Annotated in this window: 12 protein-coding genes; 7 read left to right on the top strand and 5 right to left on the bottom strand. The window is 63.3% G+C overall.

Annotated features, from left to right (window positions below):
• Positions 1-215: 215 nt before the first annotated feature.
• A complete protein-coding gene (locus O9Z63_RS07770; RefSeq protein ID WP_270128727.1) occupies positions 216-869 on the bottom strand; it encodes a protein-L-isoaspartate(D-aspartate) O-methyltransferase in 654 nt (217 codons plus the stop codon).
• Between the two features lie 219 nt (positions 870-1,088).
• Here O9Z63_RS07770 and O9Z63_RS07765 point away from each other — a divergent pair, with 219 nt between their 5' ends.
• From O9Z63_RS07765 to O9Z63_RS07745, 5 genes are all read left to right on the top strand, one after another.
• Complete coding sequence (locus O9Z63_RS07765) at positions 1,089-2,510, top strand: sugar transferase (RefSeq protein ID WP_044019020.1); 1,422 nt, start codon at positions 1,089-1,091, stop codon at positions 2,508-2,510.
• A 146-nt stretch (positions 2,511-2,656) separates the two neighbouring features.
• Positions 2,657-3,286 carry a hypothetical protein gene (locus tag O9Z63_RS07760; RefSeq protein ID WP_270128726.1) on the top strand — a complete coding sequence of 210 codons (630 nt, stop codon included), beginning with the start codon at positions 2,657-2,659 and terminating at the stop codon, positions 3,284-3,286.
• A 41-nt stretch (positions 3,287-3,327) separates the two neighbouring features.
• Positions 3,328-3,918, top strand: coding sequence for a riboflavin synthase (locus O9Z63_RS07755; RefSeq protein WP_044017603.1), 591 nt, complete (start codon positions 3,328-3,330; stop codon positions 3,916-3,918).
• A gap of 75 nt (positions 3,919-3,993) precedes the next feature.
• Positions 3,994-4,641 (top strand): VOC family protein, encoded by a 648-nt coding sequence (locus O9Z63_RS07750; RefSeq protein ID WP_270128725.1) that lies wholly within the window; start codon positions 3,994-3,996, stop codon positions 4,639-4,641.
• Positions 4,642-4,695: 54 nt separating this feature from the next.
• Positions 4,696-5,442 (top strand): phosphodiester glycosidase family protein, encoded by a 747-nt coding sequence (locus tag O9Z63_RS07745; RefSeq protein ID WP_270128724.1) that lies wholly within the window; start codon positions 4,696-4,698, stop codon positions 5,440-5,442.
• 27 nt (positions 5,443-5,469) lie between these two features.
• On the opposite strand, the gene O9Z63_RS07740 is transcribed toward O9Z63_RS07745, so the two are convergent.
• Positions 5,470-6,093 carry a phosphatase PAP2 family protein gene (locus O9Z63_RS07740; protein WP_270128723.1) on the bottom strand — a complete coding sequence of 208 codons (624 nt, stop codon included), beginning with the start codon at positions 6,091-6,093 and terminating at the stop codon, positions 5,470-5,472.
• Positions 6,094-6,194: 101 nt separating this feature from the next.
• Positions 6,195-7,142 (bottom strand): oxygen-dependent coproporphyrinogen oxidase, encoded by a 948-nt coding sequence (hemF, locus tag O9Z63_RS07735; RefSeq protein ID WP_270128722.1) that lies wholly within the window; start codon positions 7,140-7,142, stop codon positions 6,195-6,197.
• A gap of 159 nt (positions 7,143-7,301) precedes the next feature.
• Here hemF and O9Z63_RS07730 point away from each other — a divergent pair, with 159 nt between their 5' ends.
• Positions 7,302-8,453, top strand: coding sequence for an MBL fold metallo-hydrolase (locus O9Z63_RS07730; protein WP_270128721.1), 1,152 nt, complete (start codon positions 7,302-7,304; stop codon positions 8,451-8,453).
• 39 nt (positions 8,454-8,492) lie between these two features.
• Here O9Z63_RS07730 and O9Z63_RS07725 read toward each other — a convergent pair whose 3' ends face one another.
• Positions 8,493-9,014 (bottom strand): GNAT family N-acetyltransferase, encoded by a 522-nt coding sequence (locus O9Z63_RS07725; RefSeq protein ID WP_270128720.1) that lies wholly within the window; start codon positions 9,012-9,014, stop codon positions 8,493-8,495.
• Positions 9,015-9,110: 96 nt separating this feature from the next.
• On the opposite strand from O9Z63_RS07725, the gene O9Z63_RS07720 reads away from it, so the two are divergent.
• Positions 9,111-11,321: an alpha-ketoacid dehydrogenase subunit alpha/beta gene (locus tag O9Z63_RS07720; protein ID WP_270128719.1), complete on the top strand. Its 2,211-nt coding sequence runs from the start codon at positions 9,111-9,113 to the stop codon at positions 11,319-11,321.
• Positions 11,322-11,477: 156 nt separating this feature from the next.
• Here the strand turns inward: O9Z63_RS07720 and O9Z63_RS07715 are convergent, their stop codons facing one another.
• Positions 11,478-14,729 carry a T9SS type A sorting domain-containing protein gene (locus O9Z63_RS07715; protein ID WP_270128718.1) on the bottom strand — a complete coding sequence of 1,084 codons (3,252 nt, stop codon included), beginning with the start codon at positions 14,727-14,729 and terminating at the stop codon, positions 11,478-11,480.
• Positions 14,730-14,957 lie beyond the last annotated feature (228 nt).

Here is a 14,957-nt window from a genome sequence, read left to right as displayed (position 1 = left end):
CGGCAAGCCGGCGAAAGTAGGGTAAGTGCGTGCGCAACAGCTGGTTTTGGGCTGCTGCGTAGTGATGGTCCGACAAGTTACAACACGGCCGCAAAAGATGCGGGCAAAACCATTTCGCAGGCCGTGCCGCCGCCGCCCGCGCCCCACAAAAAAAGCCGCCCTTCTCTCCGGCAGGAAAGAAAGGCGGCTTTAGTTTTTGGTGGTTGAAACGGCGCCTAGCTGGCCCAGCCGGCCTGGCCCAACAGCGGCACAAACCGGAACTCCTCGAACTCCTCGCGCGTGAATTCCTCCTCGCTCACCCGCGTCACGCGCACCATGCGCTGCACCTGCGCGTCGCCCACCGGAATCACCAGGCAGCCGCCCACGCGCAGCTGCCGCAGCAGCGGGCGGGGCAGGGTCGGGGAGCCGGCCGTCACCAGAATCCGGTCGAAGGGCGCGTGCTGGGGCAGGCCCACCGAGCCGTCGCCGCAGAACAGCTGGGCCGTGCGGTGCAGGTGGGCCAGGCGGCGGCAGGTGCGCTCAAACAGCACCGGCTGGTACTCGATGCTGAACACGTGGGGCGTAAGCTCCAGCAGCACGCAGCACTGGTAGCCCGAGCCGGTGCCCACCTCCAGCACCCGGTGTTCGGGAGTGGGGTCGAGCAGGGCCGTCTGGTAGGCCACGGTGTAGGGCTGCGAAATGGTTTGGCCTTCGCCGATGGGAAACGCCTTGTCCTGGTAGGCATGCGCCTCGAAGCCGGTTTCGAAGAAGGCGTGGCGCGGCACGGCCAGCACCGCGGCCAGCACCCGCTCGTGGTGGATGCCTTTGCGGCGCAGCTCTTCCACGAGGGTGCGGCGCTGGCCGCGGTGTCGGTAGGTGTCGGCGTGCATACGGGAGGGAAGGACAGGCCTGTGGTGGACGGCAGACGCCGGGGGCGGCCAGGCTGCCCGCCACAGAGGCTGTATGGATTCTGGTTTATTGCTCTACCTTTGCGAGGCTCCAAAACGGGCCGTGCAGGCCCTTTAGGGCATTAAATCCGGTGCGAAGCTACCCATTCGCCCCCATAATATCACGCGCCGGCCCTGGCGGCCGGCTTGATTGCGCTGCCCTTGATTCGCACCTTCCAACTACTGAAGCTGATAGCCGCCGACTTTCTGGCGGCCTTGCTGGCCTGGGTGTGCTTCTTTCTGCTGCGCAAGTACCTGTTGCAGGAAATCACCGAAGGCTACCGCTTCACGGAAGGCGCGCTGTTCTTTCTCTCGGGCTCGGCCCTGATGATTGCCGCCTTCTGGACTGTGCTTTACGCCCTGATCGGCGAGTACCGCGACATTTTCCGCAAGTCGCGGCTGGCCGAGATTATCCGGCTGGCGCGGGTGTCGGTGCTGGGGGCGCTGGTGATTTTCTTCGTGCTGCTGCTTGATGACGAGGGCGTGCAGAACTACCGCTCGTACTACAAAACCATTTCGGCCTACTTCCTGCTGCACTTCACCCTCACGGCCATTCTGCGCACCTGGGCCGTGAGCAGCGTGCAGCACTTGGTGCGCAACGGCACCATCTTCTTCAATACGCTGCTGGTGGGCTCCAACGCCCTGGCCCTCGATACGCTTCAGGAGCTGCGCCGCACCGGCCGCCATCTGGGGCTGAAAGTGGTGGGCTTCACGCCGATTGAGGAAGGCGCCATCGACGAGGCCCTGGCCGCCGAGCTGCCCGCCCGCGGCTCCTACCGCCGCCTGCCCGCCCTGATCCGGGCCCTCGGCATCGAGCAGGTGGTCATTGCCATCGAGCCCAGTGAGCACCGCGTGATTGAGGAGATTCTGACGCTGCTGGAAGGCACGCCGGCCCGCGTGAGCATCCTGCCCGACCTCTACCAGATGCTGCTGGGCTCGGTGAAGGTGAGCCACGTGTTCGGCACGCCCCTCATCGAAATCAAGCAGGATTTGCTGCCGGTGTGGCAGAAGGTGCTCAAGCGGGTGATTGACGTGGTGGCGTCGAGCGTGTTTTTGCTGCTGGCTTGGCCGGGCTACCTGTTCACGGCCATCATGGTGAAGCTCTCCTCGCCGGGGCCGGTGTTCTACTCGCAGGAGCGCATCGGGCGGCTGGGCCAGCCGTTCCGCATCTACAAGTTCCGCTCGATGTACGTGGACGCCGAGAAGCAGGGCCCTTCGCTCAGCTCCGACCACGACCCGCGCATCACGCCCTGGGGCCGCTTTATGCGCAAGGTGCGGGTCGATGAGCTGCCGCAGTTCTGGAATGTCATCAAGGGCGACATGAGCATCGTGGGGCCGCGGCCGGAGCGGCAGTTCTTCATCGACCAGATTGTGCAGATTGCGCCCCACTACCGCCACCTGCACCGCGTGCGGCCCGGCCTCACCAGCCTCGGCCAAGTGAAATACGGCTACGCCGAAACCGTGGCCCAGATGGTCGAACGCCTCAAGTTCGACATCCTCTACATCGAAAACATGAGCCTGGCCATGGACTTCCGGGTGCTGCTCTACACGCTCAAGATTATCATTGAAGGCCGCGGTAAGTAGCAGAATATCGATACTGCTGCCTTTTACCAGTATGTTCACTCCGCCATCTGCCGGGCCGGCCCGCCGCATTACGTCGGATGGGCTGCACACCGGCAAACTAAATTTTATTGCTGTTGCTTGATTTTCAATCTTATATCTAATAGCGCATGATCTTCATTTTCGGAACGCGTGAGTCGCACCTGCGCACCATCCCCACGCCCGGCCACGCATGCACGGCCTGTGCCAACAACGAAGCGTTGAGCTTGCTGTTTTTCAGCCGCTACGCCCACCTGTTTTTCGTGCCGCTGTTTCCGGTTTCGCGCCGGATGCAGGTGGTCTGCGCCAACTGCCGGCAGAGTGGCTCGGAAAGCGCCATTCCGGCCAGCCTGCTGCCGTCGGCGAAACATCTGCAAAAGCAGACCGGCCGGCCGTGGTGGCAGTTTATCGGCCTGATGCTGGTAGGCGCGGCCGTGGCGTTCTTTGCAGTGGCCGCCCTCACGTCCAAGCCCAAGGATGAGCAGGACAAGGAGGAACTGGCCCGCCTGCGCCAGCCCCAGGTCGGCGACGTGTACGTGCTGAACACGGCTGATAAAGGCAACGTAATGCTGCTGCGCGTGCAGAAAGTGGTGCCCGACAGCGTGTATGTGTCGCCAAGCAAGGCCGCCGAAGGCAGCTTCAAAGCCTACCAGCATTCGCACGACGCCAACAACTATCAGCCCAACCAATATGCGGTGCCCCTCAGCAAACTTGTAAACATGCACCAGCAAGGCGAGTTGTACGACGTACTGCGCGACTAATCCGGCCGCGCTTCCCTTATCACCAGACTTTCGCTTCCTTCATGTTCACCGGCATCATCGAAACCCTCGGCACCATCACGGACGTGCGCCGCGAAAACTCCAATATCCACTTCACCGTGCAGTCGGGCTTCGCGCAGGAGCTGAAAATCGACCAGAGCGTGGCCCACGACGGCGTGTGCCTGACCGTGGTGGCCGTAGACGGCATGGCGGGCACCCACGTGGTAACGGCCATCGACGAGACGCTGCAGAAAACCAACCTGAACGCCTGGGCGCCCGGCCGCCGGGTGAACCTGGAGCGCTGCCTGGCCGCCAACGGCCGCTTCGACGGCCACATCGTGCAGGGCCACGTCGACCTCACGGCTGAGTGCGAGGCCGTGGAAGACCAGAACGGTAGCTGGCTGTACCGCTTCCGCCACGAGCCCGGCGCCGGCCGCGTAACCGTGGAAAAAGGCTCCATCTGCATTAATGGCACCAGCCTCACTTGCTTCAACAGCACCGACGACGGTTTTTCGGTGGCCATTATCCCGTATACCTACGAGCATACCACTTTCCAGGACCTGCAGCCCGGCCACCGCGTGAACCTGGAGTTCGACATTGTGGGCAAGTACGTGGCCAAGCTGCTGGGCAAGTAGGCGCATACTGCCGGCTGGCGGGCCAGGCGCCCGGGCTGGTGTGCTTGTCGGTTACATTGTAATCCTGTTACGGTGATGGAAATTGACCACCTCTTCATCTTCTCCGACTCGCCGCACGCCGTTGCCGAGGAGTTGCGGGCCCTGGGCCTGATCGAAGGGAGCAGCCGCGTGCACCCCGGGCAGGGCACCACCAACCGGAAGTTTTACTTCGAGAATTTCTTTTTGGAGATTCTGTGGGTGCACGACGAAGCGGAAATCACGAGCCCACTGCTGCAGCCTACGCGGCTGTGGGAGCGGGCCCGCTACGCCACCACGGGCACCTCGCCCTACGGCCTGTGTTTGCGCAATACCCCCGATACAGACCCAGTTTTCACGGCGGCTTTGGCGTATCAGCCGGTGTACTTTCCGGCGGGCCTGCCCATAGAGGTGCTGCCCCACGCCCACAATCCCAGCCTGCCCTGGACGTTTCGGCTGCCCTTCAAAGGCCCCCAAGCCGCCACCACCGAGCCTACGCAGCACCCGGCCGGTCTGCGTCGCCTCACCCACGCTGCGTTCGGGCTGGCGAAATACGAGGCCGCTGACTTGCTGCTGCAGCAGTTGGCGGGCCAGCCGCAGCTGGCGTTCGGGCCCGCGACGGCCAATTGCCTAGCGCTTACTTTTGACGAGCATCGGCAGGGCCAGACCGTGCACGTTCCGGTCCTGAACCTGACGCTTGCCTACTAGGCCTCAGCCCACCCCAGCATCTTCTGGTCGCCGCTGCGAGTTTGGTCATTGCCCATGAACGTCAGAATCCTGCGGCTGCTACTGGCCGGACTGTTGCTGGGAATAGCGGGTGGAGCCTTTTTTATGGCCCGCCCGCAGCCCCGTGACCCGGTCGGGCGCTTTCTCAGCTACCGGGTTGACCTGAGCCGGCAGCACCTGCGCCTCTTCTGGCTGGACGAGCAACGCCGGCCGCTACGCAGCCTGGGCCGGCTGCGCCGCTGGCTGGCCGACCGGGGCGATACGCTGGAGTTTGCCATGAACGGCGGTATGTTTCGGCCCGGCAACGCGCCGCTCGGGCTCTACATCGAAAACGGGCGGCTGATAACGCCTCTGGACACCGGGGCCGGAGCCGGCAACTTCTACCTCAAGCCCAACGGCGTTTTCTACCTCACCCCCGATAACCAGGCCGGCGTGTGCCGCACGGCCGATTTTGCGCGGCTGCTTCGCCAGCGTTCTGTGCGCTACGCCACCCAGTCGGGGCCGATGCTGGTGCTGGATGGGCAGCTGCACCCGGCGTTCCGGGCCGGCTCCGCAAACCGGCAGATCCGCAACGGCGTGGGGGTGCTGCCCGATGGGCGGGTGCTGTGCGTACTGTCGCGGGAGCCGGTCAACTTCTACGATTTCGCGCGGTACTTTCAGCAGCAGGGCTGCCGTAACGCCCTGTATCTGGATGGCTTCGTATCCCGCGCCTATCTGCCGGCGCAGGGCTGGACGCAGACCGACGGCGACTTGGGCGTGCTTGTCGGCGTAACCAGCCGCTGAGGCCTGCTACCGGGTACGCCTAAGTCGCTACCGGCCGACTGGTGCTTTCTCGGAAATGGAGTGGGTGGGCTCGGAAAGTTTGTGGGCCGGAAACAGGCGCGCATCCAGCCGCCGGAACAGCGTGGCGCTGCCCCAGGCCAGCAGGCTGCCCAGTATCGCGCCGGCCAGCACGTCCGACGGGAAGTGTGCGGCCAGGTACATGCGGCTGTAGCTCACCACCATCGCCCAGCCCAGCAGCAGCCACTTAGCCACGCGGTAGCGCCGGGGCAGTACCAGATTCATAAACACGGTGAGGGCAAAGGCGTTGGCCGCGTGCGACGACATAAACCCGAACTGCCCGCCGCAGCCGTTGATCAGGTTCAGCGTAGCCGACAGGTCGGGGTCGTGGCAGGGGCGGAGGCGGGCGAAGTAGGGCTTGAACAGGCGACTGGATATTACGTCGGCCAGGGCCACGCTGGCGCCCAGTAGCGGCAGCAGCAGCCAGGCGCGCCGCCCAAATAGATAGGCCAGCATCACGAGCAGCACAAAGTACGCCGGAAACCACACCAGCCGCTCCGTGAAGAACACCATGAGGGTGTCCAGCTTGGGCGTACGGTGGGTGTTGGCGGCTACCAGCAGCCAGCGGTCAAACGATTGTAGCGCTTCTATCAAAGTCAGTTCTCGGTTGTCAGTTGCTCGTTGTCAGTTGCTGGCGGATAGTCTCATTCTCTCATTTGTCGACTGACAACTGACAATCAACAATTGACAACCAGTTAACGAGGGGCCAGCCAGTCGACTCCTTTGCGCAGCCACTGTTGGGTGGCGGCTTCGGGCGAGCCCGGCTCGATGGGAAAATTATAGTGCCATTCGCACTGCGGCGGCAGACTCATGAGGATGCTTTCGGTGCGGCCGCCGGTTTCCAGGCCGAAGCGCGTGCCCCGGTCGAAGGCTAGGTTGAACTCGGCGTAGCGGCCGCGGCGCACCAGCTGCCACTGCTTTTCGCGCTCGGAGTAGGGGCGGTCGGCGTTCTGGCGCAGCAGCTCGCAGTAGGCTTCGCCAAACACCCGCCCCACGGCCTGCACGAAGGCAAACAGCGCGTCCCGGTCGCCGTCTTTGCCCACCGTGAGCCGGTCGAAGAAGATGCCACCCACGCCGCGGGTTTCCTGGCGGTGAGGCAGGAAGAAGTAGTCGTCGGCCCAGGTTTTGAAGCGGGCGTAGTAGGTGGGGTCGTGGGGCGCGCAGGCCGCGGCAATCTGCTCATGAAACCAGCGGGCCTGGGCTTCGTCCACGTAAATCGGGGTCAGGTCGAGGCCGCCGCCAAACCAGGCTTCGCCGTTGCCGGCCTCGAAGTAGCGCACGTTCATGTGGGCAATGGGCACCTGCGGGCTGCGCGGGTGCTGCACCACGCTCACGCCGGTGGCAAAGTACTCGGGGTTGGGCATGAGCAGCACGCGCGCGGCCTGCTCGCTCATGGTGCCCTGCACGCCCGAAAAGTTCACGCCGCCCTTCTCGATGATGGTGCCGTGGGTGAGCACCCGGCTGCGCCCGCCGCCGCCGCCGTGGTGCTGCCAGGCGTCTTCCTGAAAGCGGCCCGTGCCATCGGCCTGCTCCAGCTGCTGGCAGAGCCAGTCCTGGAACTGGCGCATCCAGTCGGCCACGGTTTCACGGAATTCGGCGGCGGGGCGGGGCGTGGGGAAGGGGGCAGCAGGGGCGGAAAGCATAGGCGTCATAACGGCACAGGCGTGGGTTCGGGGGCAAACTTGGCCGCAAAAACACCCCGCAACCTGACTGAAAGCAGGGGAAAAGCTGTTTCTGTGCCGGCAAAGGTAAAAAAATCCCGGGCCCGCCGCGTGTCGGCCTACAGAGGCGCGCAATCGGAAATGGTTGCAGCATCCGGCCTGGCTGGGGCTGATGTGCGGGAAATATCCGGGGCCGGTAAAGTAAACCGGCCGGCGCTGCGTCGTGTTAGCCAGCCGCTGGTTTTTCGCGGCGTGCACCTGATGAACATACTGGGTAAAAACCCTTCCCAAAGCAGCCAGCGCCAGTTTATGGGGCTGGAAAACTACCACAACGGCCAGTTCCGCAACCCGGGCAACGTGCGCTTCAGCCCCGCTGATGCCAACCTGGGCCAGATGCTGCGCGACTACCTGCGCCGCCCTGCCACCGTCACGCCCTCGCGCCCGATACCATCGGTAACGACTGACCTGCGGCAGCTGCCTGCGCTGGCGGCGCCCACGCTGGTGTGGTTCGGTCACTCGTCGTACCTGATTAAGGCGGCGGGCCTCACGATGCTCGTGGATCCGGTGTTCAGCGGGGCGGCCTCGCCGGTGCCGTACTCGGTGCAGGCCTACGTCGGCGCCAACACCTACCAGGTCGCCGACCTGCCGCCCATTGACGTGCTACTCATCACCCATGACCACTACGACCACCTCGACTACGCCACCGTGCGCCAGCTCCGCGACAAAGTAACGCGGTTGGTGGTGCCGCTGGGCGTGGGCAGTCACTTCCGGCACTGGGGCTTCGAGGAGGCGCGCATCACCGAGCTGAACTGGCACGATACCACCACGCTGCCGGGCGGGGCGCAGCTCACGGCCACGCCCGCCCAGCACATGTCGGGGCGCGGGGTGCGGGCGCGGCGCACGCTGTGGGCGTCGTACGTGCTGCAGCTGCCCGGTCACCGCCTGTTTCTGGGCGGCGACAGTGGCTACGGCCCGCACTTCCGGGCCATCGGCGCGCAGTACGGGCCGTTTGATCTGGCGGTGCTGGAAAACGGGCAGTACAACGAGCTCTGGCACGCCGTGCACACGCTGCCCGCCGAAACGGCGCGGGCGGCGCAGGAGCTGGGCGCGCGCCTGCTGCTACCGGTGCATTGGGCCAAGTTCACGCTCGGCTACCATCCCTGGAACGAGCCCATCCGCCTACTGCTGCCGGCCGCCGAGGCCCTGGGCCTGCCCGTAACCGTGCCCCGTATCGGGGAACCCTACACACTGGGCGAGCCAGTGAAACAGGCGGCGTGGTGGGATTTCGACTGACGTACAGCTCCGACGCTGCCAGCGTGAAGCTTTATAAAGCTACACCATCTTGCGCAGCAGCAGCAGCTCCAGCGGCTGCTTCGGGATGCTGGGGCTGGCGTGCACCGGAAACGGCAGCACCTCGCCGGTGCGTTGGAAGCCCAGCCGCTCGTACCAGGCAATCAGCTCGGCGCGCACCGAAATGACGGAAATCAGCACGCTGCTGAAACCGGTCTGCCGGGCCTGGGCTTCGGTGGCGGCCAGCAGCTGCCGCCCGATTCCTGCCGCCTGCCGCGTGGGGTCCACGGACAGCATGCCCACGTACAGGTCGGGGGCCTGGGGCTTGGTATAGACGCTGCCCACCAGCTCGCCGGCTTCGGTGCAGGCCAGCAGGAAGGTGGCGCCGGGCACGGCCGCGAGCTGGTGCAGGTCGGCTTCGTCGGTGCGGGGGCCGTCGAGCAGGTGGGCTTCGGAGGTCCAGCCACGCAGGCTGGCTTCGCCGCGGTAGGCGTTGTTGACGAGGCCAGCCAGGGCGGGCAGGTCGGCGGGAGTGGCGGCGGAAATGGCGAGCGGAACGAACATGGGCCCGAAGATACGGTTGGGTAGGGCAAGCGCTACGGCCGGCCGCGGCCATTCCGGCCCGAACCCGTAATTTCGCCCCGAACCCAATCCCCGCCCATGTCCCTGCACGCTGCCCCCACTCTGGAAGCTGACTTCACTGCCGCCCCGCCCGCGCCCGAAACGCTGCGCCGGGTGTACCGCCTGATGCGGACCGCCGACGAGCTGGCCCGCCTCTACGAAGAAAACAAGGCCGTGACGGCCAAGTACGTGCACGCCACCGCCCGCGGCCACGAGGCCATTCAGCTGGCCGCCGCCAGCCAGCTCGGCCCCCAGGACTACGTGGCGCCCTACTACCGCGACGACGCCATGCTGTTGGGCATCGGCCTGCAGCCTTACGAGCTGATGCTGCAGCTCATGGCCAAGCGCGACGACCCATTTTCGGGCGGCCGCACTTACTACAGCCACCCCTCGCTGCGGCGCGCCGGCTTCCCTACCATTCCGCACCAAAGCTCGGCCACCGGTATGCAGGCCATTCCGGCCACCGGCGTCGCCCACGGCATCAAGTATCTGGAAAGCCAGGGGCTGGCGACAAGTAGTAATGAGCAATTAGCAATTAGTGATTCATCCACGGATTTGCCAGCGGATGCAGGTTCAGGCGATGATGAACAGCCAATTCTTAATTCTTCATTACTAATTACTAATTCAGAAAAGAAGCCGCTCGTGTTGTGTTCCATCGGCGACGGTGCCATGACCGAGGGAGAGGTGAGCGAGGCGCTGCAGATGGCCGTGCTGCACCAGTTGCCCATTATTTACCTGGTGCAGGACAACGAATGGGGCATTTCGGCCACGGGCCGCGAGATGCGGGCCATGGATGCCTACGAGTTTGCGGCCGGCTTTAAAGGGCTGCACCGCCTGCAGTTCGACGGGGCCGATTTCCTGGCCAGCTACGCGGGCATGCAGCAGGCCGCCGATTACGTGCGCGAGCGGCGCGGCCCGGTGCTGGTGCACGCCCGCTGCCCGCTGCTGGGCCACCACACCAGCGGCGTGCGCCGCGAGTGGTACCGCGGCGACAACCTCGCCCAACACTCCCTGCAGGACCCGCTGCCGCGCTTCCACCAGCAGCTATTGGAGCTGGGCTTCGCCGAAGACGAGCTGCAGCAGCTGGCCGCTGAGGCCCGCGCCACTGTGGAGGCCGACTACCAGCGCGCCCTGGCCGCCCCCAACCCCGACCCCGCCACCTTCGCCGACCACGAGTTTGCCCCGCCGGCCGTGACCGAGGAAGCCGGCGAGCGGACCCCCGCCGGAGCCGACAAGGCCCTGATGGTGGACGCCGCCCTGCACGCCGTGGATGATATTCTGCGCGAGTTTCCGGAGGCCCTGTTTTACGGTCAGGACGTGGGTGGTGAGTTGGGCGGCGTGTTCCGCGAGGCCGCCCTGCTGGCCAAAAAGTACGGCGACGCCCGCGTGTTTAACACGCCTATTCAGGAGGCCTACATCGTGGGCAGCACGGCCGGCATGAGCGCCGTGGGCGCCAAGGCCATCGTGGAAGTGCAGTTCGCCGATTACATCTGGCCGGCCCTGAACCAGCTGGTGGAGGAGCTCAGCAAGAGCTGCTACCTCTCCAACGGCCAGTTTCCGGTGCAGAGCCTCATCCGGGTGCCCATCGGGGCCTACGGCGGGGGCGGGCCCTACCACTCAGGCTCCATCGAAAGCACGCTGCTCACCATCCGCGGCATCAAGGTGGTGTACCCCAGCAACGCCGCCGACATGAAGGGCCTGATGCGCGCCGCCTACCTCGACCCCAACCCCGTGGTGATGCTGGAGCACAAAGGCCTCTACTGGAGCAAAGTGCCCGGCACCGAAGACGCCAAAACCGTGGAGCCCGCCACTGGCTACGTGGTGCCGCTCGGCAAAGCCGCCGTGTCCCAGCAGGCCGACGCCACGAAGCTGCAAAACGGCGAAACCTGCGTAGTGATTACCTACGGCATGGGCGTGCACTGGGCCAAAACCGCCAGCCGCCAGTTTGCCGGCCAGGTGGAAATCCTGGATCTGCGCACCCTCAACCCTCTCGACTACGAAGCCGTGGAAGCCGCCGTGCGTCGCCACGGTAAGGCCCTGGTGCTGACCGAGGAGCCGCTTATGAATTCCTTCGCCGAAAGTCTGGCCGGGCGCATCCAGCGTACCTGCTTCCGCCAGCTCGACGCGCCCGTGTTCACGCTCGGCGCCGCCAATCTGCCTGCCATTGCCCTCAACGTGGAGCTGGAACGCCAGATGCTGCCCAACCCCGATAAGGTAGCCGCCGCCCTGGCCGAGCTGCTGGGGTACTAGCGGAACTTCATCCAGCACATAGAAGAAAACCCCGGCTGCAGATGCGGCCGGGGTTTTCTTCTGCATTCCAGAAGTATACCAGATAGAAACTGGGTGAGCAAAAAAGGGCTTCCGGATATCCGGAAGCCCTTTTCAGTGGCGTGCTGCTACGGTTTACTAGTTTTTGAGCAGCTTTACCAGGTAGCGCTGGCCTTGGCCGCTCACCCGGATCATGTACGTGCCTTTGGCAAACTCCGCTACCGGCAGGGCCACCTCGCGGCCGCCCGTGGTTTCAAAGCGCAGCATCCGGCGGCCATCAGCCCCCAGAACTTCCAACTGGTAGGTGGCCTGGCTCAGCGCCAGCAGGTCGAGGGTTGCCTTGTCGGTTGAGGGCGAAGGGTACACCGAAATCAGCGTAGCCGCGCCTTTGCCGTCGAAGCTCACCACCCGCACTTCCGTGGTCGACTCTTTGCCGTCCAGGTCCACCTGGCGCAGGCGGTAATAGCGCGTGCCTGCGGCCGCGCCGGCGCCTTTGTCGGTGAAGGCGTAGTCGGTGCGGGTGCTGCGAGTGCCGTTGCCCCGCACCGAGCCCACTACCGCGAAGGTCACGCCATCAGCAGAGCGCTCCACGTCGAAATGGGCGTTGTCTTTTTCCGAAGCCGTGGCCCAGGTCAACAGCGCGTCGCGGCCGGCGGCCCGGGCCTGGAAGCTGATCAGCTCCACGGGCAGCGGCGTAGCCACAGCGGCGCTGCGGAAGTCGGCATCTGCCTGGCCAGCAGTTCGCTTGGGGGCTACCGAAGGAGAACCTCCATAAGCCGGGTCGAACAGGTCTACTAGGCCATTCTGGTTGTCGTCGTGATAATAGGCGGACTGCGGGTCCAGGAAGTTGGGCTGTCCATCGGCATCGGCGTCGGCCAGGAAGGGAGACAGAGCACGAGGCACAATTGGATAGTAGGCAGTCTTGTTCGGATTGGCCAAGGCAAATGCTTGGGCTTTGCGATTCAGGTCGTCCATGGCGGCCCCATCCTGGTTTTCGTCAAAGCCTTCAATCCAGTCGGGTTGCGCGTCGTTGTCGCTGTCAGTGTCCCGGTAGTCGCGCGGGCCGTTACCCTCCGTATTTACCGGATTCAATGCAACGCCGTTTGGGGCAAGTCCTCCATTTTGCTGGTCAAACTGATCAGCCAAACCATCCTTATCTGCATCAGAATTGCCCTCGATATATGCAGCAGTGCTTTGTGCTTCCCGCATATCCAGAATGCCATCATTGTCGGAATCTAGGTCATAGAGGTCCGTGCGGCCGTCACCATCCGTATCTGGCATACTCAGTACCACGGAGCCACCAGCCTGGTACCGGTCGTCCATGCCATCTTTGTTGAGGTCGAGGAAGGAGTTATTGATTCGGCCATTAACACCCATGCCTGTTGGGTTTGGGCCGCCATTTGCTTCCCGGGCGTCAGTAATACCGTCGCCGTCAGCATCCAGGTCAATATGGTTGGGGATGCCGTCCAGGTCCACGTCAAACAAGTCATTAATACCATCGGCATTCACGTCGCGCCAAGCCCCCCGGTTGGGGGTCACGTAGGCAGCATCCAGATAAATTGGTACGCCGGTACCGTCAGTTTTGGGCTGGCCGTTGAGCGTGTACGTCTGTGGGTTCTGGCCGTTGCTTTCCGTCAGGTCAGAAATTCCGTCATTGTCGTCGTCCAGGTCCTGGGCATCGGCGACGCCGTCGTTGTCGTAGTCGCAGTTGAAGGTGTAGATAAACGACTGCTCAGCGGCGGCAGAAATAAAGCCGTAGGTCCAGGTGTTGATGGTCAGGTCGTTGCCGGCCTCATTGGTGGCATCTCCCCAGCGGTGGACGCCCTGATAGGTAGTGGTGCTGGACACAACACCATCCAGGCGGTTGTTGCTGTTGTCGGGGGCGGGTGGCGTGGCTGGGAACGTGGTCAGGTTGCGGTCGTCCCAGTAGAGGCGGTCGAAGAAGGCGTTGCCGCCCGACGAAGGCCGGATGTTCTGTACGCGGTAACCATCAGGGTTGCCCTCGGCGTCGTAGATGGGGAAGTTGACGGGGGCGCCAGTGCTGGTGAAGGTCAGGCGAATGGCCGTTCCAGTGGCTACAGTGCCGCCGGCGGCGTCGCGCCCATCCCAGGCGGTAGTTACCGGAATGTTAGCCTGCGTTACGGTCTGCTCCAGCAGCACGTCGTTGCCATCCTTTACACCATTGTTGTTGAGGTCAATCAGGATGTTGACTGAGCCGGTTTCCTCGCTGGTAGTGGTGAAAGCCGCCGCCCCTCTGCCGGTAATTGAGTTACAGAACGGCTGGTAGGTACGGGAAAAGTTGGGCGCGGGCGCACTGGGCCACAAGTTTTGGTCGGGGTCGTTGACGAAGTTGGAATACTCAGGATAGCCGAAACGACCGGAGCGGCTCTTGCGGCTTTCTGAAAACTGAGTGGTGGCGTTGTTGGCCGCGTCGTAGGCCACTGTGCCATTGGCATTCGACACAAAGTAGAACACGTAGGGGCGCATGCCGGCCAGTTCAAACTGCTTCACGTAGTAGCGGCCCGGGTTCTGGGCACTCGGAATCAGCGGATACAGCGCAAACGAGCTGGACAAGCGGTTCTCGAACCCGTTGCCACCCGACAGGCCCGCCGAGAAAGCCCAGAACTTGCTGAACAGGCGGCCTTTTTTCTCTTGGTTGTCGGCTCCGATAACCGTGAAATCCCAGAAAGGATACTCTGCTCGGGTAATCCGGGCTGCATTGTAGTTAGCCCGGTTGGATACGCTTAGGTCATTGAAGCCTGGCTGTGTATTGCCATCATTGAATTCATTGAGGCCGTTGGCTGTACCCGTGAATTCCACCCAAAAATCCTGCGTTGCGCCTGTGGTATTGGTATACGTCAGGGGTGTGTAGCCGGCCGGGTTCAGTGTTGAAGGGCCAGCCTGTGCCTGAGCGGCACTGCCAATCACCCCAGCCTGGTTGGTAAGAAGGCCACCGGAATTGGCCGTGTTGATATCGCGCGAGAGCGTAGTCTGCTGCACAATCTGGCCAGCTCCCCCAAAACCATTGCCATAGCGGACGGTCAGGACCAGATTGCCATAGAAGATGTTGTCCAGTGCCTGAAAGTTGATTCGTTGCACGCCGTACGCCAGTCGCTCGCCGGGCTGTAGCCGGATGTACATGCGGTGGTCGGCGGAGAAGCCCGGGCCCCAGGCCTTGGGTTTGAGGAAGCTTAGCGACACGTCCTGCGCGCCGGCCACGGCATCGTGGGTGAGGTAGCCGGCGCGGGTGTTGGCCGGGTCCGTTAGCGCCAAGTTGTTGGAGTTGGGTGTCAACTCACGTGAACCCTCAGCATAGGCGGTGTCCACCACAGCAAAGCTGGAAAGCAACGTGACGGCCGCCACGCTCCAGTACCGTAATCGTTGTTTCATAATGAAAACATTCAGAAAAGAAAGAAGTCCTTTTAGCAGAATGACAGGCCCGAATAGCAGCGCCATTCCCTGCAAAATTAACAATCTATTAGTTAGGTGATTGTTATTATTTTGGGAGGCTTAGCGAATGTATCTGGAGTTTATTGAACTTAAGTAAGAAGGTGTAGTTTGTAGCAGATAGAAAAAGCCACCAGAGCGGGCTGCATAGCATGTAGGATGTATTCGCCA

It is taken from the genome of Hymenobacter yonginensis (assembly GCF_027625995.1).
Lineage (GTDB): Bacteria > Bacteroidota > Bacteroidia > Cytophagales > Hymenobacteraceae > Hymenobacter > Hymenobacter yonginensis.
This window is presented reverse-complemented; position numbering and strand designations above follow the sequence as displayed.

What these genes read in the sequence shown, in the direction of transcription:
- O9Z63_RS07770 (WP_270128727.1), bottom strand. Translation starts at nt 869, where the DNA reads ATGCACGCCGACACCTACCGACACCGCGGCCAGCGCCGCACCCTCGTG.
- O9Z63_RS07760 (WP_270128726.1), top strand. Translation starts at nt 2,657, where the DNA reads ATGATCTTCATTTTCGGAACGCGTGAGTCGCACCTGCGCACCATCCCC.
- O9Z63_RS07755 (WP_044017603.1), top strand. Translation starts at nt 3,328, where the DNA reads ATGTTCACCGGCATCATCGAAACCCTCGGCACCATCACGGACGTGCGC.
- O9Z63_RS07750 (WP_270128725.1), top strand. Translation starts at nt 3,994, where the DNA reads ATGGAAATTGACCACCTCTTCATCTTCTCCGACTCGCCGCACGCCGTT.
- O9Z63_RS07745 (WP_270128724.1), top strand. Translation starts at nt 4,696, where the DNA reads ATGAACGTCAGAATCCTGCGGCTGCTACTGGCCGGACTGTTGCTGGGA.
- hemF (WP_270128722.1), bottom strand. Translation starts at nt 7,142, where the DNA reads ATGCTTTCCGCCCCTGCTGCCCCCTTCCCCACGCCCCGCCCCGCCGCC.
- O9Z63_RS07730 (WP_270128721.1), top strand. Translation starts at nt 7,302, where the DNA reads ATGGTTGCAGCATCCGGCCTGGCTGGGGCTGATGTGCGGGAAATATCC.
- O9Z63_RS07725 (WP_270128720.1), bottom strand. Translation starts at nt 9,014, where the DNA reads ATGTTCGTTCCGCTCGCCATTTCCGCCGCCACTCCCGCCGACCTGCCC.
- O9Z63_RS07720 (WP_270128719.1), top strand. Translation starts at nt 9,111, where the DNA reads ATGTCCCTGCACGCTGCCCCCACTCTGGAAGCTGACTTCACTGCCGCC.
- O9Z63_RS07715 (WP_270128718.1), bottom strand. Translation starts at nt 14,729, where the DNA reads ATGAAACAACGATTACGGTACTGGAGCGTGGCGGCCGTCACGTTGCTT.